Raw genomic sequence first — 19,832 nt, 5'->3', positions numbered from 1 at the left:
CATTGTCTTTATTACCATGAATTTTCGGTTTTTTGCTGCGCTTCTTTTTGTTGCGCCTGCAAAATCAACTGAGCACGGATCAAACCACTGGTGTCATCTGGTACTTGTTCCAATTTCTTCAAAATAGGGTTACTGGCTGATAGCACATCACCGTCCTTTGCTGGTTGGTCACTCATTTGTACCTGACTAATATTATTGGTTTCCTTATTTTTATCTTGTTCAGACTTAGCGGCTGATTTTTCCTCTGCTTGCTGTTGCTGTTGCTGTTGCTGTTGCTGTTGCTGTTGCTGTTGCTTTGCAGCTTGTTTAGCATTTTCATCAGCACGTTGTTGTTCAGCGGCTTTTTGTTCGGCAGTTTTCTCTTTATCTTGCTGTGATTTGTCACTGTTTGATTGTTGAGATTGCTGCTGTTCTTTCCCTTGTTGTTTATCAGACTGGTTTTGTTGTTGCTGACTTTGGGATTGCTGCTGTTGATTTTCGTTCTTCTGATCCTGCTGTTGGCTATTTTGCTTCGATTGTGAAGGCTGCTTATCGTCAGATTGTTTGTTCTCTGATGATTGCTGTTTATCTTGGTTCTGTTTTTTATCGTTAGAGCCTTGTGATTGCTGCTGTTGCTTGTCACTCTTCTGCTGATTCTGCTGATTCTGCTGATTCTGCTGATTCTGCTGATTCTGCTGATTCTGCTGATTCTGCTGATTCTGCTGATTCTGCTGATTCTGCTGATTCTGCTGATTCTGCTGATTCTGCTGATTCTGCTGATTCTGCTGATTCTGCTGATTCTGCTGATTCTGCTGATTCTGCTGATTCTGCTGATTCTGTTGTTTCTCTTGCTGCTCTAGCGCTTTTTTCACAATATCGAGGTTTTTCTTCGCATCGGGGTAGTTAGGATCTGCTTTTAGTAGTTTTTCATAGGTCTCTACTGCTTGCTTTAACTGACCGCTTTGCGCATAAGCATTACCCAAGTTGTATTGAGACATTGGATCCGTTAACGGCTTTAATGTATTAATCGCTTGAGCGTAGTTTTTCGCCTTGTATTGCGCAATACCTTTCCATTGTGGCGATTCAAAATCTTGCGCTGCTTGTTTGAATTTACCGTCTTGATAAGTTTGATAAGCTTGTTGCTCTGTATTCACCCAAGGGCTTGCTTGTGCATGATCGATAGGTAAAAAGAAGAACATAGTGGCAATAACCACACCGCGACGAAAACCTAATAACGCCAGTAATAGCAGTGGTAGTACTAGCCAGAAACCACCATTTAGGCGTTCTTGCAGCTCTTTTTGTTGATCTTTCTTACCGTTATCAAGTGGCTTTGCTGTAAAGTGAACAATCGCATTGACATCTTGATCCGTTGGCTGTGCCATCTGCAAGATACCGCCAGTTTGTTTTACGATTGGCTCAAGGGTGCTAAGGTTTATTTTTGAAATAACAGGCGAGCCGTTATCCATTAATAATCGACCATCTGGCAGTGGAATAGGGGCGCCATCGACTGTACCCATTGCTAAAATGGACACACGGTACTGTGTGGCTTTCAGCTCAGCTAAGCTTTGGGCTGATTCCTGTTTCGTCATACCATCGGTGATCAAAATGATATCACCTGTGCTGTTGCCTGCTTGCTTTAATAGCTTGATCGCCTCAGCAATACCAGCGGCAGCATTACTACCCGGGATCGGCATGATTTTCGGCGATAGGCTAGGGATCAAGTTAGCTAAGGTATGGCTATCTTCTGTTAATGGGCTTACTTCATAACCGTCACCTGCATAGGTAACTAAGCCTGTAGTGCCTTCTTTCCAGCCCGGTAGCATATCAAGCGCTTTAAAGCGTGCTTGGGTTAAGCGGTTTGGTTTAATGTCAGTCGCATACATTGAGCGGGACATATCCATCACCAGAACTCGTGCGCCACTTAAGTTATAAGCTGGCAACTTCACTTTCTGCCAACTAGGACCTGCCATGGCAACAATGGCAATGAGCCAACCTATAGCAAGAATAGCGATTGTCCATGATGCTGATTTTGGCTGAGCAATACCTAGCTTTTGCGCAAGGTGAGAAGCAATTAAGCCAGTGGTTTGCTTTTTACTTTTTAACCACGGCAAGATGAGCAGCAATGGCACAAGCGCAAGAAACCACATTGGGTGCATAAAAGTAAAGTTAGCCATGACGTCTCCTCATAACAGCAATGACGACAGATAGTAGCAATGCGATGGCTAAAGGATATCGGAACAACTCATCACGTGGACGCCATGTTTGTTGAGCGTTATTGATAGGTTGTAGTTTATTAATGATGTCGTAGATCTTCTCTAGTTGCTGCGGGTTACGCGCACGGAAGTATTCACCGCCAGTCATTTTGGCAATCTCAGTGAGTGTTTTTTCATCCAGATCTTGTGATGGATTGACTAGACGATCACCAAAGAAGCCTTTTTGTACCATTTGATCAGCACCAACACCCACGGTATAGATTTTTACACCGCTTTCTTTAGCAAGTTTTGCTGCTTCTAATGGATCGATAACCCCAGAGGTATTAGCACCATCACTGAGTAAAATGATCACACGCTGTGGTGCTTTACTATTAATGAAGGTTTTAGTCGCAATGCCTAAGCCTTCACCAATCGCAGTGCTTTGACCAATTAAGCCCAGTACGGTGCGATCAAGCTGTTGCTCAACCGTGTTACGGTCGAACGTTAATGGCGTTTGTAAGTAAGCATGATCGGCAAATAGCACTAAACCTAAACGGTCGCCTTTACGTTTTTCAATGAAGTCTGATAGCACATGCTTTACTGCCGTTAGACGATCAATGCTTTGGCCATTTTTTGTCACCATATCAGGGATCGACATTGAGCCAGATAAGTCTACCGCCAATAACATATCGCGGTGTTCTGGTTTGATCTCAATCGGATTACCGTACCAAACCGGTCTTGCAGCAGCACATACTAAACAGATCCATACCAGTGCCATTAACACTTTACGTACAATCGAGCGAGGCTGCTTTTGTCCAACACCGCTAGGTAATTTAGGTAATTGAATTGCTGCAGGCTGCACAACGGGTTTACTAAAGCGGTAAACCAGCCATGCTAAAGGCAGTAATGCCCAAGCCCATAGCCATACAAATTCAAACATTTAAAGACTCCTTTTGAGCCATTGTTGTCGCATGTTTCGGTGGTAATGCGTGTTTAAGCCATTTTCTTGTCATTTGCTTACATTGTTCAAATTCCTCATCTGTTAAAGGTGTATTTGAAAATGTACCGCTTAACCATTGTGTTTTTAGCTCTACAAATCCGCTATGTTTCACGGGAAGTTGTCGATCTAAAAACGTTAGCCATGCTTCTCCTGTTAATGGTGCAACCACTGAACGTGAGTAGTAACTCAATGCTGCTTGTTTTAAAAGCGTATTTAAAGCAGAAAGCCCTTGCTCTGGTGTGATCAATGCCAGTTGGTTTAACGCCTCTTTTTGTGCTGCATTGGATTGCTTTTTACGTTTGAACATAACGACTAACGCGATTATTACGATGATCACAATGACTAACGCTAACCACCATCCCCACGCTAGCGGCCAATAACTGGGTGCTGCTGGTAGATGTATATCTGCAAGAGGTAATTGTTGAGGGCTTGGTGTGGTCATTACTTTATTCCTCTTGCTCTTAATTGTTGTAATAAGGGCTCTGCGGCAGACAAATAATGCAAAGGGATCGCCAATGATTTTGCAATTTCAGCCACAAAGCTTTGGTGTTGTTGATATTGCTGGCTTAATGAATCTCGAGTCTTTTTTGATGAAAAGTTAAGCCATGCCGATTGTTCTTTATCTGCCACGTGCTCGTAACCACGAAATTGCGTTTGTCCTTGCTCTAATGGATCGTGAACTTGAACAAACTGGATACGGTTATGTTGGCGTAACTGCGTCAAACGTCGCTTATCATTCAGTGAAAGTTGGTTAAAGTCGCTAATAATCACGATCTCGCTGCCTTTTGAACATAAGTAGTGCAGACGTTTTAGAGCATCAGCAAAGTTTACTGGCTGTGGCTCACCTAAATGCGATAACGCATTATTCTGTGCTTCAATCAGTTTATTGATGATATGTAACGGCCCTTGCTGACGCGCAGTTGGTTTACATTCGGTCACGCTAATGCCGTTATAAATCACCGCACCAATGCGATCTTGCTCACTCACCGCAAGCCAGCTTAATAAACTAGCGAAGTGTGCCGCCTGTACTGACTTAAGCATGAGCTGCGAACCAAACTGCATACTGCCACTGATATCAATCAGTAACATCACAGGTTGTTCGCGCTCTTCAGTAAACAATTTGGTATGTGTTTTACCGGTACGTGCGGTTACACGCCAATCAATAGCACGAATATCATCACCAGCTTGGTAGGGGCGAACTTCCGAAAAGTTCATCCCACGCCCTTTATGACGACTTTGGTGTAGACCGTTTAACTGCGACCAAATACTGTGCGCTGGTGGAAGCCAACGCACTGCTTGATTTTTGTATTGCAGTAGCTCTGCCAAGCACACATTAACCCCATCGCTATGGGGTGGCAGCGCTACGGTCATGTGTGATTTGCTCATACGCTAGCAACCTGTGAAATGAGTTCAGCCACAACGCGATCCGCAGCAATGCCTTCCGCTTGTGCTTCGTAACTCAGTAATAGGCGATGACGTAGTACAGGATAAGCCATGGTTTGAACATCTTCTGGTGTAACAAAGTCACGACCATTTAGCCAAGCATGAGCACGAGCACAGCGATCAAGTGCTAGAGTTGCACGAGGACTTACGCCCATTTGTAGCCAGTTTGCTAATTGTGAGCCAAATTTTTCAGGCTGACGTGTTGCCATAACAAGGCGAATGATGTAGTGCTCGACATCTTCAGCCATATGAATATTGAGGATCTCTTTACGTGCTGCAAAAATATCACTTTGGCTGATATGAACAGGTTCTGTTTTCTCAATACCCAGTGCTTCGCCACGGTTAAGGCGTAAAATCTCTAGCTCACTTTCTGCACTCGGGTAATCAACATTTAGTTGTAGTAAGAAACGGTCTAACTGCGCTTCAGGCAGTGGATAAGTACCTTCTTGCTCAATTGGGTTTTGTGTCGCCATTACAAGGAATAATTCTGGTAATGGGTAAGTTTTACGACCCGCAGTGATCTGCTTTTCTGCCATCGCTTCTAGCATTGCTGCTTGCACTTTTGCAGGTGCACGGTTGATCTCATCGGCAAGGATCAATGAGTTAAAAATAGGACCCGGTTGGAAGGTAAACTCAGCCGTTTCTGGGCGAAAAATATCAGTACCTGTTAGATCAGCAGGTAAAAGATCGGGTGTAAATTGAATACGGTGGAAATCACCTTCAATACAGTCTGAAAGTACTTTAACTGCACGTGTTTTTGCCAATCCTGGAGGACCTTCGACTAAGATATGTCCATCGGCTAGTAAAGCGATAAGTAACTGTTTTACTAAATCTGGTTGGCCTACAACTTGGCTTTGCAAGTAGTGATTTAATCGTTGAAAAGTACTCGCTAACATAAATTTCTTTCCTCTAAATGCTCGCCTAGATACGTGGAACAAATAAGCTGAGACTATCAAAAGTCACGTAAGTTCACGTTTGTCTACTTAGGAACACCAAGATGCAGTACTAACTGAAACTGGTGCAAACCTACCTTTTATATATCAGGGCGCAAAAAAGAGTTTCAAGCGAGACCCTCAGTTTTGTCTTACAAAGTCACGAAAACATAGTTTGTCCGAATAAAGCTCAAAAAACAAACAAACGAAGATTGGTTGCATAAAAAATATTATTCCTATGAATAGCTATTGATATGAAACGTAGTTATTACCATTTGTTAACATTTGGTGTTGGAGGGCTTGAAATATAATTGGGTAAATATCTGTTTTTTATGTATATAAAAAATAACTGAGTAGACGCAATTCTATGTGTAACGTTTCCTATTGTTAAAATTATCCTAATTCAATAGATCATATTGATTGTATTGTTAATGCCGATATGAAATATCGCCTTTTTTGTTAATTCCTTTCTTGCTATCAATATGCATCTGTGTTGTTATATTAAATATGCAACGGGTTTGTAATACATCTGTATTGTATCGAGTTCAGTATGTATACCAATTTGAATTGAACAATACTGATGGCTCATAAAACTGGGTTGTTAATTAAAAGATACAAGCTTTGAGTAAATCAAACGTATTACTGAATGAAATAAGAGTAAGGAAGGAGCCTTAAATGAGTAAAGTCGCATTAGTTACAGGTGCTAAAGGTGGTATTGGTTCATCGATCACTCAAGCATTAGTTGATGCTGGTTTTCGTGTGGTGGCAACGTACTACCCAACAGGTGAAAAAGCAGCGCAGGAGTGGTTTGCTGCAAATAATTATTCATCTGAGTCTGTTCGCCTGTTTCCACTAGACGTAACTGATACAAACTACTGTCAAGAAGCGCTTGCGACATTGCTTCAAGAAGAAGGTCACATTGATGTGTTAGTGAACAACGCAGGTATCACGAAAGATACAACGTTCAAGCGTATGACTGCTGAGCAATGGAATGCAGTAATTAACACTAACTTAAACAGTCTGTTTAACGTAACTCAGCCACTATTTGACTCAATGTGTAAAAAAGGTAATGCGCGCATTATCAACATTACGTCAGTGAATGGTCTGAAAGGTCAATTTGGTCAAGCAAATTACTCTGCAGCGAAAGCAGGGATGATTGGCTTCACTAAGGCACTTGCTGCTGAAGGTGCACGTTCTGGCGTGACTGTGAACGCAGTTGCTCCTGGTTACACAGGTACACCTATGGTTGAAGCGATCAAACCAGAAGTTCTAGATTCAATCAAAGCTGAAATCCCAATGCGTCGTCTAGCGCTACCACAAGAAGTAGCTGCAGCGGTGACATTTTTAGCAAGTGATGCAGCGGCATACATTACTGGCGAGACATTGTCAGTTAATGGCGGCTTGTACATGCACTAATCAAGATTGAATGATTATTTATATTGAACTCATAAAGTAAGGACGCGAAATAACATGGCTAGGGTATTTATCGTTGCTGCAAAACGCACACCAATCGGTAGTTTTGGTGGTGCCTTAAAATCAGTAACTGCTGCAGAGCTTGGTGCTGCTGCAATTAAAGGTGCATTGGCAGAAACATCAATTCCTGTAGAAGCAATTGATGAAGTCATTTTTGGTAACGTTGTTGGCGCAGGTCAAGGTATGGGTCCTGGCCGTCAAGCGGCACTAAAAGCAGGTATTCCTAATGAAGTACCTGCATACACGCTAAACATGGTGTGTGGTAGTGGTATGAAAGCTGTGATGGATGCAGCTGCGCACATTAAAGCTGGCGATGCGGATATTGTTGTTGCTGCTGGTGCAGAAAACATGTCTCAAATTCCTTTTTGTGCATCATCAAAAATTCGTGATGGACAAAAAATGGGTAATCTAGAGTTAAGCGATCTGTTGATTACTGATGGCTTAACAGATGCCTTCAATAATTATCACATGGGTGTGACCGCTGAAAACGTTGTTGAGAAGGTTGGTCTTACTCGTGAACAACAAGATAACTTTGCCTTAGCAAGTCAGCAAAAGGCCGTGGCTGCTATCGAGCAAGGTAAATTTGTTGATGAAATTACACCAGTAGAAGTCGTTGGTCGTCGTGAGACTGTAGTTGTTGATACGGATGAGTATCCGAAACAAAACGCGTCAATCGAAGGTTTAGCGAAACTACGTCCAGCATTTAAGCGTGATGGTTCGGTAACAGCAGGTAATGCATCAGGTATTAACGATGGTGGTAGTGCAATCATTGTTGTTTCTGAAGCTGCTGTTAATAAGTACAACTTAACACCACTTGCTGAAATTGAAAGCTACGCACAGGCTGGTATTGCTCCTGAAATTATGGGTCTAGGACCTGTTCCTGCAGTACTAAAAGCACTGGACAAAGCACAATTATCAATTGATAAAGTTGAGCGTCTTGAGTTCAACGAAGCCTTCGCTGGTCAAGCGCTTGGTGTGCTTTATGAAGTAGCGAAAGAAACAAATGCGAAAGTAGAAGATTTAGTTGAACGTGCAAACGTCAACGGTGGTGCGATTGCATTAGGTCACCCATTAGGTGCCTCTGGTAACCGTATCTTAGTGAGCCTGTTGCATGAAATGCGTCGTCGTGAAGACCAGTATGGTATTGCAACATTATGTGTAGGTGGCGGCATGGGTACTGCTGTCATTCTAAAGCGCGTTTAATTTACTAAAAAATCGGCGCTACATATGAAGGTGTGGCGCTTTATTACTATCAATGAGGAAAGATCTATGTATACGGAAATGTTTAAGTCGTTCTCTGAGCAAACTGAGAAATCACTAGCACCATACGTTAAATTCAACAAGCTATTCACTAAAAACGTTGAAGAGCTAACTGAGCTTCAACTTGCTGCAGTTCGTGCATACAGCGATTTAGGCCTATCTCAACTTAAAGCAGTTAGTGAAGTTAAAGATATTCAATCTTTGACTGCATTTAACAGCCAGCAGCTTGAAACGCTAACAAAGCTTTCTAAGCAACTTATTGATGATAGCAACAAATTCAACGCTGTTGCTCAATCTTTCAAAACTGAAGTAGAAGAGCTTGTTGCTGACAACGTAAAAAAAGCAACACCAGTAGCTTAAGGTTTATATTTAGTCGTCCTCATTAGGGGACGACTATCTTTGTTATAGCTTATCTCAATTATGCAGGGCCAAATGGTCGCTAAGTGTGATTGAATTAGTCCAAGTACAGGGTTTTTGTTATGAACAATCACTTCTTTTCGGACTACTTTGCCAAGCTCCAAGATATGAACCAGCTATGGTGGAAGGAGTTAGACTCCGGCAAGGCAGCCATGAACACCCCATTGAACAAAGCGCTTAATGAGATCAATCTGGAAGATACTGCTGAATTTTTTGAAAAAGCATCAGCACAGCCAGCAGCATTAGCGAAAGTCCAAATGGATTGGTGGGAAAAACAAGTAAAAATCTGGCAAAACATTGCAATGCCGTCAGCAGATGGTGGGCAATCACTAATCAAGCCAGCGAAAGATGATAAGCGTTTTAGCGATCCTGCATGGGAAAATGAAGCGTTTTACAATTATATTAAGCAATCATATTTGCTCTTCAGCGACACAATGCGTGATGCTATTGATTCGATTGAAGGTGTTGATGAAAAAGCAAAAGAGCGTCTAAGCTTCTTTTCTCGTCAAGCCATTAACGCATTGTCACCAACGAATTTTGTCACCACTAACCCTGAACTTGCTAAACTAACCGTTGAAACAAACGGTGAAAACTTAGTAAAGGGCATGGAGTTATTGCAAGAAGACATGCAGAGCAGTGCGGACGTACTTAAGATCCGCATGACCAATAGTGACGCATTCCAACTGGGTGTCAACATTGCAAATACAGATGGTGAAGTAGTTTTTAAAAATGAGCTGTTTGAACTTATTCAATATAAGCCATTAACTGAAACTGTAAACAGCACCCCATTGCTTATTGTTCCGCCTTTCATCAATAAATATTACATCCTTGATTTACGTGAAAATAATTCAATGGTGCGTTGGCTTGTAGAACAAGGTCACACTGTATTTATGATGTCTTGGCGTAATCCAGGTGCAGCGCAGCGTGATGTTGATTTTGCAAATTACGTACTTGATGGCGTTATTCCAGCTGTGGATGTTATTGAAGACATCACAGGTGAAAAACAAATCAATGCTGCAGGCTATTGTATTGGTGGTACGTTGTTAGCAACAACGCTTGCTTACTATGCAGCCAAGCGAATGCGTAACCGTATTAAATCAGCGACGTTCTTTACAACGTTGTTAGATTTCTCACAGCCAGGTGAGATTGGTGCTTATATTAATGATCCGCTAGTATCTGCAATTGAAGCGCAAAATGACGTTAATGGTTATATGGACGGACGTTCGTTAAGTGTGACCTTTAGTTTATTGCGTGAAAACAGCCTTTACTGGAATTATTATGTAAATAATTACTTGAAAGGTAATAGCCCAATTGACTTCGATTTACTTTATTGGAATGGCGATAGTACAAATGTGGCAGCGGCATGTCATAGTACTATTTTGCGAGAGTTCTATTTAAATAATAAGTTGATCGATAATAAAGGTATTAAGATTGGTGGTGTTTATATTGATCTATCTAAGATCAAGGTGCCAACATATTTTATATCTACTCAAGAAGATCATATTGCTTTATGGCAAGGCACATACCGTGGCGCTAAGCAATTAGGCGGTAAATCGACCTTTGTGTTGGGTGAGTCTGGTCATATTGCTGGGATTGTTAACCATCCTAAGAAAAATAAATATGGCTTCTGGCTAAGTGATAAACAAGATGAAAACCCTGAGGTTTGGCTAGATAATGCTCAACGTCAGGACGGTTCTTGGTGGACACATTGGGATACTTGGTTAGGTGATTTTAATAAGAAAGAAAAAGTACCAGCAAGGGAAGTGGGAAGTGATAACTACAAACCATTATGTCTTGCGCCAGGTGAATATGTAAAAGATACATTGCCGTTAAAATAAGTAATACTTATCGAAAAAGCTCAGCATTCTATGCTGGGCTTTTTTTTTGACATGAAATTGAACATAGAATTCAGCTATTTGAAATATAATGTATATACTAGTGATAATTATCTTCGTCATATAAGCATTAAAATTATTGACACATTGTTAATTATGATATTTGTTTACACATAATTTCAATATTATGTGTATGCTTTATGGGAATTATTTGCAGGCGTATTAATGAAAAGAAAAGCTCTTGAAATAGCTGATGATGGCTATTCATTTATAATTAAATTTTTTGACTTTTTAGTTATAAATTTCTCACTTACTCTAGTGTTTGCCTTGTTTGAGCTTGAACCTTCACCATTTGATTTACTTTACGGTATTTTTGTAAGCGTTACCTTTATTGCATGTGGGCACTATGTTGGCTTTTACGATAAGGTTAACCGGGCAAATTTCAAGCGTATGTCATTACGTTTGTTAGCAAACTATTTGTTAGTTGAAATAGCAGTGCTAAGTATTAGTACATTCTTTGCTTTTATCGATCATGTTCAACTGCATGGTTTTACGAATAGCTTCGGCCTATCTTGGTTTGTTCTGTCATTCTTAATTATTTGGGTCTCTCGTATTATTGTTTTCTATATGACGAAATATATAGGTCGTCGTAGAAAAATACGCAAGATTGCTATTCTCGGTATGACTACAGCTGGTTTAGCGATTGAAAAAGCCTTATTGGAACAATATAAAAATACGAACTTTGAGATTAATTACTACGATGATCGCGGAGAAGAGCGTTTTAGCTATTTAACGAAGTCAAAATTTAGTGGCAAAGTTAGCGATTTAATCGACGTCGCTAAACAAGGTGAAGTAGATGACGTGTATGTAGCACTACCAATGGTTGCTAAAGAGCGTATTCGCCTATTTCTTCATCAATTATCAGATACAACCGTTGATACCTATATTGTTCCAGATCTGTACACTTATAACCTCAATGTTTCTCAGATCTACCGTGTCGGTAATGTGGATACCTTTAGTGTATTTGCGAGCCCGTTTGAAGGTATTGGTGATTTTATTAAGCGAGTAGAAGATGTAGTTATTGGTAGTATTATCACATTACTGATATCTCCTGTGCTGATTGCAGTCGCTATTGGTGTGAAGATGAGCTCTCCAGGTCCTATCTTGTTCAAGCAAGATCGTTATGGTCTTGGTGGAAGAAAGATCAAAGTATGGAAGTTCCGCTCGATGAAGGTGATGGAAAATAGTGATGTTGTGAAACAAGCGACAAAAAATGATCCTCGCGTGACAAAGTTTGGTGCTTTTATTCGCCGTACGTCTTTAGATGAATTGCCACAGTTCATTAATGTGCTTCAGGGAGCCATGTCGATTGTGGGTCCTCGTCCACACGCGGTTGCCCATAATGAAGAGTATCGAATTCTTGTTGATAACTATATGATTCGAAACAAAATTAAACCTGGCATTACGGGTTTAGCTCAGATAAGTGGTTATCGTGGTGAAACAGATACGCTTGATAAAATGGAAAAACGTATTCAATACGATATTCGATACATGCAGAACTGGAGTTTATTTTTAGATCTTAAGATCATTTTCTTAACGATCTTCAAAGGCTTTGTGAGCGAAACCGCATATTAATATTATTGTTCAGTGAGAGTGAAATTATTTTTTCCATTTTTTCGCGTTTTTAAATTTTTTGTTGTCTATTATCGTGTAGAACAGAAATTATCGAATATTAGGAGCAGATGATGACTAAATTAGCGACCATTGAAGGTATTGGTGAAGTATACGCAGAAAAATTAGAAGCCGCTGACGTGCACACTATGGAGCAATTATTAGAAAAAGGTCAGAAACCTGCTGGTCGTAAGGCAATTGCTGAAACGACAGGTATCAGCGGTAAGTTAGTATTAAAGTGGATTAACCGTGCAGATTTATCGCGTGTTAAAGGCATTAGCACTCAATACGCTGACTTACTTGAATTCTCTGGCGTTGATACTGTTCCTGAGCTTGCACAGCGTAATGCAGAAAACCTGCACGCTAAAATGGCTGAGGTGAACGAAGAAAAATCATTAGTACGCCAATTACCTGTGCTGAAAAGTGTTGAGGATTGGATTGCACAAGCGAAAGAACTTCCACGTGCGATTGAATACTAATATTTGATCTAATGAGAAAGCAGCCACTTTGGTTGCTTAATTATATGGTCCGCCTCATCCTAAGCCGTTAGGCTTAGGGTAGGCTTTCAAAGAGGTGAACCATATGTCTACTATCCACATCTTAGGTATCGATTTAGGTAAACACTGCTTTCATGCTGTCGCACACAATTACGCAGGTAAAGAGGTGCTACGTAAGAAATATAATCGAAGCCAACTTCTAAAGTTTCTCTCAAATTTAGAAACCACCACTATCGCATTTGAAGCATGTGGTGGTGCACATTGGTTAGCCCGTAAATGTGCTGATTTTGGGCATCAAGTTCAACTCATTCCTCCTCAGTATGTAAAACCTTATGTGAAAGGCAATAAAAATGACTTCATTGATGCTGCAGCTATCGCTGAAGCAGCAAGTCGACCTTCCATGCGCTTTGTTGCTGTTAAATCAGAAGAAGCACAAGTCATTGCTGTCATTCATCGTATCCGTGATGGTTTTATTAAGGAGCGAACAGCCTGTATGTCTCGTATCGGAGCGATATTGTTAGAGTTTGGACTGAGCTTGCCTACAGGACATGCGAAAATGAAGATGCTTTTTCAGTGGATAGCAGACCAAAAATATCAAACTCTTCCACAAAGTCTTATGTACGAATTAAGCTTAATTCACGCACATTATTTGTATCTTAATGAGCAGATAAAAATACAAGATACGAAGTTGAAACAGCTAGCTGAGCAACATGAATTGGCTAAGTTATTAAAAACTGTGCCTGGCATCGGTGATTTAACAGCAACCCTGTGTGTGGCAGATGTTAGTGCCGCCAGTAACTTTTCAAATGGAAGGAATATGGCTGCTTGGTTAGGGTTAGTGCCTCGACAATACTCTACGGGAGGTAAAACAAAGTTACTTGGGGTGAGTAAACGAGGAAATAAACATCTCCGGACATTATTCATTCATGGCGCAAGAGCTGTATTATCAAGGTTAGAGACAACGGGTAAAGTCTTCGGACAATGGCTGGTAGATTTAAGAGCCAGTAAGCCATTCAATGTGGTTGTTGTCGCATTGGCTAACAAATTAGCAAGAATAGCTTGGGCGGTGTTATACCACCGCCAAGCGTTTAAGACTGCATCGCAGTCATAACCGAGTTTGCAACGACAATGCAAGTGATGACATTAACGGTAAATCGGCCAGATTAATAACCTGATAATAAAAACAGCAATAAATGCTTTTCGCTTTTTAAGGATAATCTGGCGCGGATATCATCGTGGAGCTAGGACATTAATATGCCTAATTTTGACTCCGAATACATTAGCGCAACAACTCCGTTATTACTAATATTGTAGTTGCAATAACGGGGCGGACCATACATATTATTTGCAATATATAGTCGCCTATAGAAATAAAGGATTTAAATGGAGTTTGGGATGATGAGCGGGCGTTCTATTAAGAGTTTCGTAATAAGTGGCTTAGTGATGATGTTCATAAGCCTACCGACACAGGCGAAAACTTACAGCATTGCAAATACACCAGAAATAGAGCCAAGCATTGAGTTTAATCTTGATGGGCAAGCAACCAATCAGCGTTTGTGTTTTTATGAAGATAAAGCTTATTCGCTTGGTGCAATCATTGCCATTGATGGGGTTAAATTAGAATGTGTGGTCGAGAATAGTATTGAAACAAATGGGCGATTGATGTGGAAAAAATTAGCTTCTTCGATGTCAAAAAAAGGATAAAAGAAAGCCAGCATCGCTCCTCTATTTGAGTATCTTACACTGGCTTAAGTCGTAGCTAATTGCGATGAATTATTTTGCTAGAGAGCGGCTACGAAGTTCGAAAATTAGCTTTTCAGCACTGCATTCGAATTGAATACGCGCTGTTAATTCAGTGCTATTTTCATCTACTGGGGTTGTTTCAACTTTGTAGTTAGCATTTACTTCTTTTGCTAGTGCAAGGTAGTTTGCTAATTCTACTTCTAGTGCATCTTTACCTTGAGCAAAGATCTGAACGTCTGCAGTATCATCGTTTTCCTTGATGATAAAACCTAGTTCACCTGATACACCACATGCTTCACAAACTTGGTATTCTTCTTTTTCAATAGTCATAACTTTAATCCCCATAGGTTAAGGGTCTATTTTAAATCGTTGTGATTTAGATCGCTATTCATTAATAATGAAAAGTGAGTTTCATATTGCTTAATAAACAGAAAATTTACAAAACTTAACCATATAGACGTTGAATATGTGCATAGGTTTGTTCAAATGGGTATGCTTCAAGTTGACCAAATCCATCAAATTGCTTGGCTTTTATCTTTGTGGTTAATGGTGTTGTCATACCATTTAAAAAGCGCGTAATAGCAGCAACGGAAGGGGCAATATCACAAGCATTAATGAATTGATCGCACCATTGGGTTAAAACCTGATCGGAAACGTCCGGTAGTGTCGGTAATGGTGGCAATGTGATGCTTTTTCCTCGACAAACAGAGCAATGACCACATTGCTCAGGTGCATGATGATCGGCAAAGTAATACGCTAATTGATGACTTAAACAGGTTTTACTTTCAAAGAAATCAACCATGCTTTCAATACGTTTTATTTCACTGTTTTCTTTTTGTTGGAACAGTTGATATAACGCTTCGCTTTCCAGTTCAATATCAAACTGATGGTTGGTTATTTTATAAACATCTGTCATTTGTTTACTTTCTAACGTTATCCAACCTTGTTCGTTAAAGTAATCAATTGCAGCAACAACACGCTTGCGATCAGCTTGATAACCTTGCCATAAAGCATCCATATCTAAAGTGTGCCAGATCTTAGCTTTTGATGAACAAGCAAAAATCGCTTCAACAAAGTGACGGCGTTCACCATTAAATCGATTGATTATTTCCTGTTGATTAACATTTAACTTGAATCGATAATCGGCGAAATAGGTGTATAACGGTTCGATAATATGGCGAATTTCTAAATACACTAATAGTGTTTTTAATGGCAATAAACGGATATTCGCATCTTTCGATAAGCGGTTGTTCATCACTTCCCATTGTTGCGATTGTGCTTTGATTTCGGATAAAACAGCAGCAATCGCGCTTCGATCTGGGGTATCACCATAAATAAAGTTTTGTAAAACATTCAACCCTGATTTGTTTGCTATCACTGTACAGGTGGACTCTTTACCATCACGTCCAGCTCGACCAATCTCTTGACTGTAATTTTCGATAGATTTAGGCAGATCAAAGTGAATTACTTGGCGAATATCAGATTTGTCGATCCCCATACCAAAAGCAATCGTAGCAACGATGCAGTTGATGCTACCTGCCATAAATTGCTGCTGGATATTTTGTCGACGCTCTGCGTCCATTCCTGCGTGGTAAGCTTGAGCAGGAATATGATTGCGAGTGAGGGTGTCAGCGATCTCTTCTGCAGTATGTTGCAAAGTGACATAAACGATTGAAGGAACATTAGGTTGCGCTGTTAGCTGATGTTGTAATACATCGAGTTTTTCGTCATCTTGGGCAGCTAAAATCGTTAGATCCAAATTATGGCGATAAAAACCTGTCACAATAATATCGTCTTTCGAAATATTGAATTTTTCTTGCATATCATTGATAACCGCAGGCGTTGCTGTCGCGGTTAATAGCAATACCTGCGGGATATTCAAAGACTGTTGGTAATGGGGCAGCTTAAGGTAATCTGGTCGAAAATTATGACCCCATTCAGAGATACAGTGTGCCTCATCGACAACAAGTAGTGAGATCGGTACTTGACTAATAAATTGTCTAAAACGCTCGTTTTTTAAACGCTCAACAGAGATCATCAAAACTTTGATTTCACCACTTCTTACCTGTTGCATCACTTGCTGAGTCTGTTGCCATGTTTGGCTTGAGTCAATGGAAGCCGCTGGAATACCTTTGGATGCCAGAAAGTCGAGCTGATCTTTCATTAGTGCAAGTAGTGGAGAAATAACCAGTGTTAAGTGAGGCAGCTCAATGGTATGTAATTGATAGCAGAGTGATTTTCCCGAACCTGTTGGAAAAATTGCAGCTGCTGAATGTCCATCAAGAACACGAGTGATCACTTCTTCTTGGCCTGTTCGGAGTGAATCAAAGCCAAAATATTTTTTAAGTGTTTGATGATACATGCTGAAATACTCACTTATTGGAATTGTGAGTATCATACCGTATATCGAAGTTTAAAGGTAAGAGAGTCGCTGTGTTTAATAGCTTAAAGACTTCAGTGGAACAGAAAGTTGGATGCCATAAGTCTTTTGGTTTATATAAGGCTTAACATAAAAATGTTTACCTTCAGTAAATTGAATTTTGATATTTGAATGTTGATCTTGGTTGTTATCAAATTTATTAATATATTTTTCAGGAGATATTATATTTGAATAAGCCTTTTCATTGTCACATATGCCCGCGTAGATGTTATTAAGGTTTAAGAGTGTATAACAGCTTAATGTTCGATAAATAGTAATGTCTTTATTCATGACTGCATTATTATTGATGAGATCAATAGCATGATTAGAGCAAGAGAATAACGTTAGTAAAAGGTATAGAATTATTTTCATGACAATTTCTCATTTATGCTAAATAAATAAGAAAAAGCAAATATTGAACCAGTTTGTGAATGTTTTAGGTGATGATAATAGCTTGTGGTTTGATTTATTTACGAACAAAAATACTCATTTTGCAATGCAAGAAAAGAATAACGCGTCCATGCGTATTCTCATGAAATTAATGTTTCGTAATTTTGTCTAGGTAGCCCATCGCAAAAGCAGAAAGAACAAAAGTGATATGCACCAGTAAATACCAAAGCAACTTACCATTATCGATATGTTCGATGTTCATGAAGATTTTCAATAGATGAATAGAAGAAATTGCGACAATTGATGCCGCTACTTTATTCTTTAATGAACCTGCATCTAACTTACCTAGCCAGCCAAGTTTATCGTCATGATCATCGAGGTCGAGGCGAGAGACAAAGTTTTCATAGCCCGAAAACATCACCATCACGACTAATCCACCAACCAGTGCAATATCTACCAGTGATAGGATAATAAGCACTAAATCCATGCTTTTCATCGTGATAATGACGGGAATTAGATCAAAAATTTCTTGAAAAAATTTAATTGAAAGGGCAAGAAGAACAAAGCTTAAGCCAAAGTAAATAGGGGCCATCAACCAGCGCGAAGCGTACATCATTCGCTCAAATAGTCTTTCCATTAGAAAAGGGATCTCTTATATAAAGGTAGTTATTCGAAAGGCCGGATTTTAGAACGAAATAACAATGCTGAATAGATGGCTTGTTAGTTATTGTTTAGATAATTGTAAGTTTGTCTGTTGGTTGCTCAAGGCTTACTCTTTTTTGTTATTAGTAGATAGATGGAGGCAGTATGTCCTCATCATTATTTATCATCATCGATACTGGTGCTCGAAGCACTTGTTCCGGCATCAATGATAACCAGCCATTACAACGTGCATATTCAATTAAACTTGCCCGGTTAGTCACACCATGGATAGAAAATTTACCTATTAAATTAGAGACTTGCTTTTCTACCGCTTTCGGTGTGCGGTAAATTAATTCGGCAATCTGCTTTACTTGGCGGCCTCGTAGTAACCAAAACAACACAACTTCTTGTGAAGGTGTTAATTGTGGTGAAGTAGGTATGGCTGTTGAGAAATACAGTTTACTTTTATCCACGGCAAGTACTTCTGTAAGCGAAGACATGCTAAGCCAGTCTTTGATTTTACTTGCTGTAAATTGAATACCCCAAGGCTGATCATTAATGATGATAGGTTGTTTCACAAAACTATATGCATCAATACCATGGGCATAATTATGGACATCAAAAGTGACGACAGTTTTATTATGTGAGAGGGCATACTGATCTTGTTGTAAGAAAACATCACTAAATGCAGCGGTATCACACGGTATCTCTCTATCTGTTAATCCAGCAATATTATTCGGTACATTGACTAATTTGCAATACGCTTCATTAGCATAAAGAAACACGCCTTCTTTAGATTTAAGTCCTGAAGGGTAAGGAGAGGAATCCAACATATGAGCTAATACTGACAAGTATGTATCTTCATTCATATTAAAGGTTCAATAAAAAATCGGATTTTATATTATAAGATGTTGTATTCCTTAATTCTATTTATTGGTATTAATTTTATAAAATAGGGTCTAAGGTATTTCTTTTGGGAATTATGTGTTAATGGAATGTAGGCTAATAAATAAAAATAAGTGCTACTATAAAAATATTATGAGTAGCACTTTGTAATTATTAATAATTTAGAAAGAGAAACCAATACCGCCAGCATTGTCATAATGATTGTAATCAGAAATCGAAATGCCATAGCCACTTTCTAACATCATGTAACCACGTAGGCGTTTGTATATTGGGAAGCTCCATGTAATACGTTCATAACCACGTGAGAAACCACTTTCGACTACATTACGAGCAGTAAATGACACTAGGTTTTTATCATTAACGGCCCAGTTCATACTGATGCGACCATAGCCCATGTAGTTCGTAATATCTTTATTGTAATCCTTCGCACCAAAATCTAAGCGTACCCAAGGTTTAATACTTAGGGTGTAGTTGTCATGTTGGAAGGTAAAATCGGCAAAGGCGCGGTTCCAGCTTCTTTCTTGTTCGCCACCTCGACCATTAGACTCGTGGACTAAACCTAATGTTGTGCCAGCATAGCCCCACGCATTTGTGTTTGCATCTTCTGCTAATGTCCAGAAGATGGATGGTTCGTATTCTGTATCACGGAAGAAAGCTGATGACGTATAAGCTTGCCAGTTAGAACGCTGAGTATAAGCAACATACACTTTATCTTTGTGATTAAACACGCCAGAAGCCAAACGGTATTTCAAACTGATTTGGAAATTAACGTTATATTTGCTGAGCTTTCCGTCTTCAGGGATCACGGACTGGTATTCAGCATAGTTTGGTTTATGAGTGTAGTAGAAAGGTAGAACGTAATTATCTTTGTATTGCTGTAGTAGTAACGTGTTGGAACTGGAGTAATCGAGAGGGTTATTTACTATTTCGTCTGCAGTTGCTGTCGCAGGTATGAAGTTAAAGCCAATTAGTAAAGAAGAAAGAAATAAAGGATGTCTAATTGGTCGCCATTTGCATTGCGTCATAGGTATTT

The 19,832-nt window shown here is 39.7% G+C and carries 18 protein-coding genes; 8 read left to right on the top strand and 10 right to left on the bottom strand.

The window, feature by feature from the left end; genetic code table 11:
• Positions 1-11: 11 nt before the first annotated feature.
• Genes Q7674_RS06020 through Q7674_RS06000 form a run of 5 tightly spaced genes read right to left on the bottom strand, consistent with a single transcriptional unit; the run spans position 12 to position 5,510 of the window.
• Positions 12-2,153 carry a VWA domain-containing protein gene (locus Q7674_RS06020; RefSeq protein WP_305422078.1) on the bottom strand — a complete coding sequence of 714 codons (2,142 nt, stop codon included), beginning with the start codon at positions 2,151-2,153 and terminating at the stop codon, positions 12-14.
• The gene (locus Q7674_RS06015; protein WP_008988882.1) at positions 2,146-3,111 is read right to left on the bottom strand and encodes a vWA domain-containing protein; all 966 of its coding nucleotides are present in this window, start codon (positions 3,109-3,111) and stop codon (positions 2,146-2,148) included. The genes Q7674_RS06020 and Q7674_RS06015 overlap by 8 nt, the downstream gene beginning before the upstream one ends.
• A complete protein-coding gene (locus Q7674_RS06010; RefSeq protein WP_305422076.1) occupies positions 3,104-3,613 on the bottom strand; it encodes a DUF4381 domain-containing protein in 510 nt (169 codons plus the stop codon). The genes Q7674_RS06015 and Q7674_RS06010 overlap by 8 nt, the downstream gene beginning before the upstream one ends.
• Positions 3,613-4,557: a DUF58 domain-containing protein gene (locus tag Q7674_RS06005; protein WP_045066284.1), complete on the bottom strand. Its 945-nt coding sequence runs from the start codon at positions 4,555-4,557 to the stop codon at positions 3,613-3,615. Before Q7674_RS06005 ends, Q7674_RS06010 begins: the two co-directional genes overlap by 1 nt.
• On the bottom strand, positions 4,554-5,510 hold the full coding sequence (locus tag Q7674_RS06000; RefSeq protein WP_045066286.1) for an AAA family ATPase: 957 nt from the start codon (positions 5,508-5,510) through the stop codon (positions 4,554-4,556). Before Q7674_RS06000 ends, Q7674_RS06005 begins: the two co-directional genes overlap by 4 nt.
• A gap of 711 nt (positions 5,511-6,221) precedes the next feature.
• On the opposite strand from Q7674_RS06000, the gene Q7674_RS05995 reads away from it, so the two are divergent.
• The 8 genes from Q7674_RS05995 to Q7674_RS05960 all read left to right on the top strand — a co-directional run bounded on the left by Q7674_RS05995 (position 6,222) and on the right by Q7674_RS05960 (position 14,403).
• On the top strand, positions 6,222-6,962 hold the full coding sequence (locus tag Q7674_RS05995; protein WP_045066288.1) for an SDR family oxidoreductase: 741 nt from the start codon (positions 6,222-6,224) through the stop codon (positions 6,960-6,962).
• Between the two features lie 54 nt (positions 6,963-7,016).
• The gene (locus Q7674_RS05990) at positions 7,017-8,222 is read left to right on the top strand and encodes an acetyl-CoA C-acetyltransferase (RefSeq protein ID WP_045066290.1); all 1,206 of its coding nucleotides are present in this window, start codon (positions 7,017-7,019) and stop codon (positions 8,220-8,222) included.
• Positions 8,223-8,288: 66 nt separating this feature from the next.
• A complete protein-coding gene (locus Q7674_RS05985) occupies positions 8,289-8,639 on the top strand; it encodes a phasin family protein (protein ID WP_005364186.1) in 351 nt (116 codons plus the stop codon).
• A gap of 119 nt (positions 8,640-8,758) precedes the next feature.
• Positions 8,759-10,534 carry a class I poly(R)-hydroxyalkanoic acid synthase gene (gene phaC / locus Q7674_RS05980; RefSeq protein ID WP_023935239.1) on the top strand — a complete coding sequence of 592 codons (1,776 nt, stop codon included), beginning with the start codon at positions 8,759-8,761 and terminating at the stop codon, positions 10,532-10,534.
• A gap of 222 nt (positions 10,535-10,756) precedes the next feature.
• Positions 10,757-12,166 carry an undecaprenyl-phosphate glucose phosphotransferase gene (locus Q7674_RS05975; protein WP_045066291.1) on the top strand — a complete coding sequence of 470 codons (1,410 nt, stop codon included), beginning with the start codon at positions 10,757-10,759 and terminating at the stop codon, positions 12,164-12,166.
• A gap of 107 nt (positions 12,167-12,273) precedes the next feature.
• Positions 12,274-12,681 (top strand): DUF4332 domain-containing protein, encoded by a 408-nt coding sequence (locus Q7674_RS05970; RefSeq protein WP_244149379.1) that lies wholly within the window; start codon positions 12,274-12,276, stop codon positions 12,679-12,681.
• A gap of 103 nt (positions 12,682-12,784) precedes the next feature.
• Positions 12,785-13,810, top strand: coding sequence for an IS110 family RNA-guided transposase (locus Q7674_RS05965; RefSeq protein WP_305422071.1), 1,026 nt, complete (start codon positions 12,785-12,787; stop codon positions 13,808-13,810).
• Between the two features lie 272 nt (positions 13,811-14,082).
• Positions 14,083-14,403, top strand: coding sequence for a DUF1496 domain-containing protein (locus Q7674_RS05960; RefSeq protein WP_230625522.1), 321 nt, complete (start codon positions 14,083-14,085; stop codon positions 14,401-14,403).
• A gap of 69 nt (positions 14,404-14,472) precedes the next feature.
• Here the strand turns inward: Q7674_RS05960 and Q7674_RS05955 are convergent, their stop codons facing one another.
• The 5 genes from Q7674_RS05955 to Q7674_RS05935 form a co-directional block, all read right to left on the bottom strand.
• Positions 14,473-14,772, bottom strand: coding sequence for a DUF406 family protein (locus Q7674_RS05955; protein ID WP_005364200.1), 300 nt, complete (start codon positions 14,770-14,772; stop codon positions 14,473-14,475).
• A gap of 115 nt (positions 14,773-14,887) precedes the next feature.
• Positions 14,888-16,804 carry a RecQ family ATP-dependent DNA helicase gene (locus Q7674_RS05950; protein WP_305422068.1) on the bottom strand — a complete coding sequence of 639 codons (1,917 nt, stop codon included), beginning with the start codon at positions 16,802-16,804 and terminating at the stop codon, positions 14,888-14,890.
• A gap of 595 nt (positions 16,805-17,399) precedes the next feature.
• Positions 17,400-17,888: a TIGR00645 family protein gene (locus Q7674_RS05945; protein WP_045065093.1), complete on the bottom strand. Its 489-nt coding sequence runs from the start codon at positions 17,886-17,888 to the stop codon at positions 17,400-17,402.
• A 148-nt stretch (positions 17,889-18,036) separates the two neighbouring features.
• The gene (locus tag Q7674_RS05940) at positions 18,037-18,762 is read right to left on the bottom strand and encodes a LuxR family transcriptional regulator (protein ID WP_237156792.1); all 726 of its coding nucleotides are present in this window, start codon (positions 18,760-18,762) and stop codon (positions 18,037-18,039) included.
• Between the two features lie 198 nt (positions 18,763-18,960).
• Positions 18,961-19,824, bottom strand: a complete 864-nt coding sequence (locus tag Q7674_RS05935; protein WP_045065095.1) for a phospholipase A — start codon at positions 19,822-19,824, stop codon at positions 18,961-18,963.
• Positions 19,825-19,832: the final 8 nt, after the last annotated feature.

Origin of the sequence: Photobacterium leiognathi, from assembly GCF_030685535.1 — a bacterium.
GTDB lineage: Bacteria > Pseudomonadota > Gammaproteobacteria > Enterobacterales > Vibrionaceae > Photobacterium > Photobacterium leiognathi.
Note: the sequence above shows the minus strand (reverse complement) of the source record. Positions and strands in the feature narration are given on the sequence as shown.

Bases quoted from the DNA above. Each gene is read 5' to 3' on its own strand.
- Q7674_RS06020 (WP_305422078.1), bottom strand. From the start codon at position 2,153: ATGGCTAACTTTACTTTTATGCACCCAATGTGGTTTCTTGCGCTTGTG.
- Q7674_RS06015 (WP_008988882.1), bottom strand. From the start codon at position 3,111: ATGTTTGAATTTGTATGGCTATGGGCTTGGGCATTACTGCCTTTAGCA.
- Q7674_RS06010 (WP_305422076.1), bottom strand. From the start codon at position 3,613: ATGACCACACCAAGCCCTCAACAATTACCTCTTGCAGATATACATCTA.
- Q7674_RS06005 (WP_045066284.1), bottom strand. From the start codon at position 4,557: ATGAGCAAATCACACATGACCGTAGCGCTGCCACCCCATAGCGATGGG.
- Q7674_RS06000 (WP_045066286.1), bottom strand. From the start codon at position 5,510: ATGTTAGCGAGTACTTTTCAACGATTAAATCACTACTTGCAAAGCCAA.
- Q7674_RS05995 (WP_045066288.1), top strand. From the start codon at position 6,222: ATGAGTAAAGTCGCATTAGTTACAGGTGCTAAAGGTGGTATTGGTTCA.
- Q7674_RS05990 (WP_045066290.1), top strand. From the start codon at position 7,017: ATGGCTAGGGTATTTATCGTTGCTGCAAAACGCACACCAATCGGTAGT.
- Q7674_RS05985 (WP_005364186.1), top strand. From the start codon at position 8,289: ATGTATACGGAAATGTTTAAGTCGTTCTCTGAGCAAACTGAGAAATCA.
- phaC (WP_023935239.1), top strand. From the start codon at position 8,759: ATGAACAATCACTTCTTTTCGGACTACTTTGCCAAGCTCCAAGATATG.
- Q7674_RS05975 (WP_045066291.1), top strand. From the start codon at position 10,757: ATGAAAAGAAAAGCTCTTGAAATAGCTGATGATGGCTATTCATTTATA.
- Q7674_RS05970 (WP_244149379.1), top strand. From the start codon at position 12,274: ATGATGACTAAATTAGCGACCATTGAAGGTATTGGTGAAGTATACGCA.
- Q7674_RS05965 (WP_305422071.1), top strand. From the start codon at position 12,785: ATGTCTACTATCCACATCTTAGGTATCGATTTAGGTAAACACTGCTTT.
- Q7674_RS05960 (WP_230625522.1), top strand. From the start codon at position 14,083: ATGGAGTTTGGGATGATGAGCGGGCGTTCTATTAAGAGTTTCGTAATA.
- Q7674_RS05955 (WP_005364200.1), bottom strand. From the start codon at position 14,772: ATGACTATTGAAAAAGAAGAATACCAAGTTTGTGAAGCATGTGGTGTA.
- Q7674_RS05950 (WP_305422068.1), bottom strand. From the start codon at position 16,804: ATGTATCATCAAACACTTAAAAAATATTTTGGCTTTGATTCACTCCGA.
- Q7674_RS05945 (WP_045065093.1), bottom strand. From the start codon at position 17,888: ATGGAAAGACTATTTGAGCGAATGATGTACGCTTCGCGCTGGTTGATG.
- Q7674_RS05940 (WP_237156792.1), bottom strand. From the start codon at position 18,762: ATGAATGAAGATACATACTTGTCAGTATTAGCTCATATGTTGGATTCC.
- Q7674_RS05935 (WP_045065095.1), bottom strand. From the start codon at position 19,824: ATGACGCAATGCAAATGGCGACCAATTAGACATCCTTTATTTCTTTCT.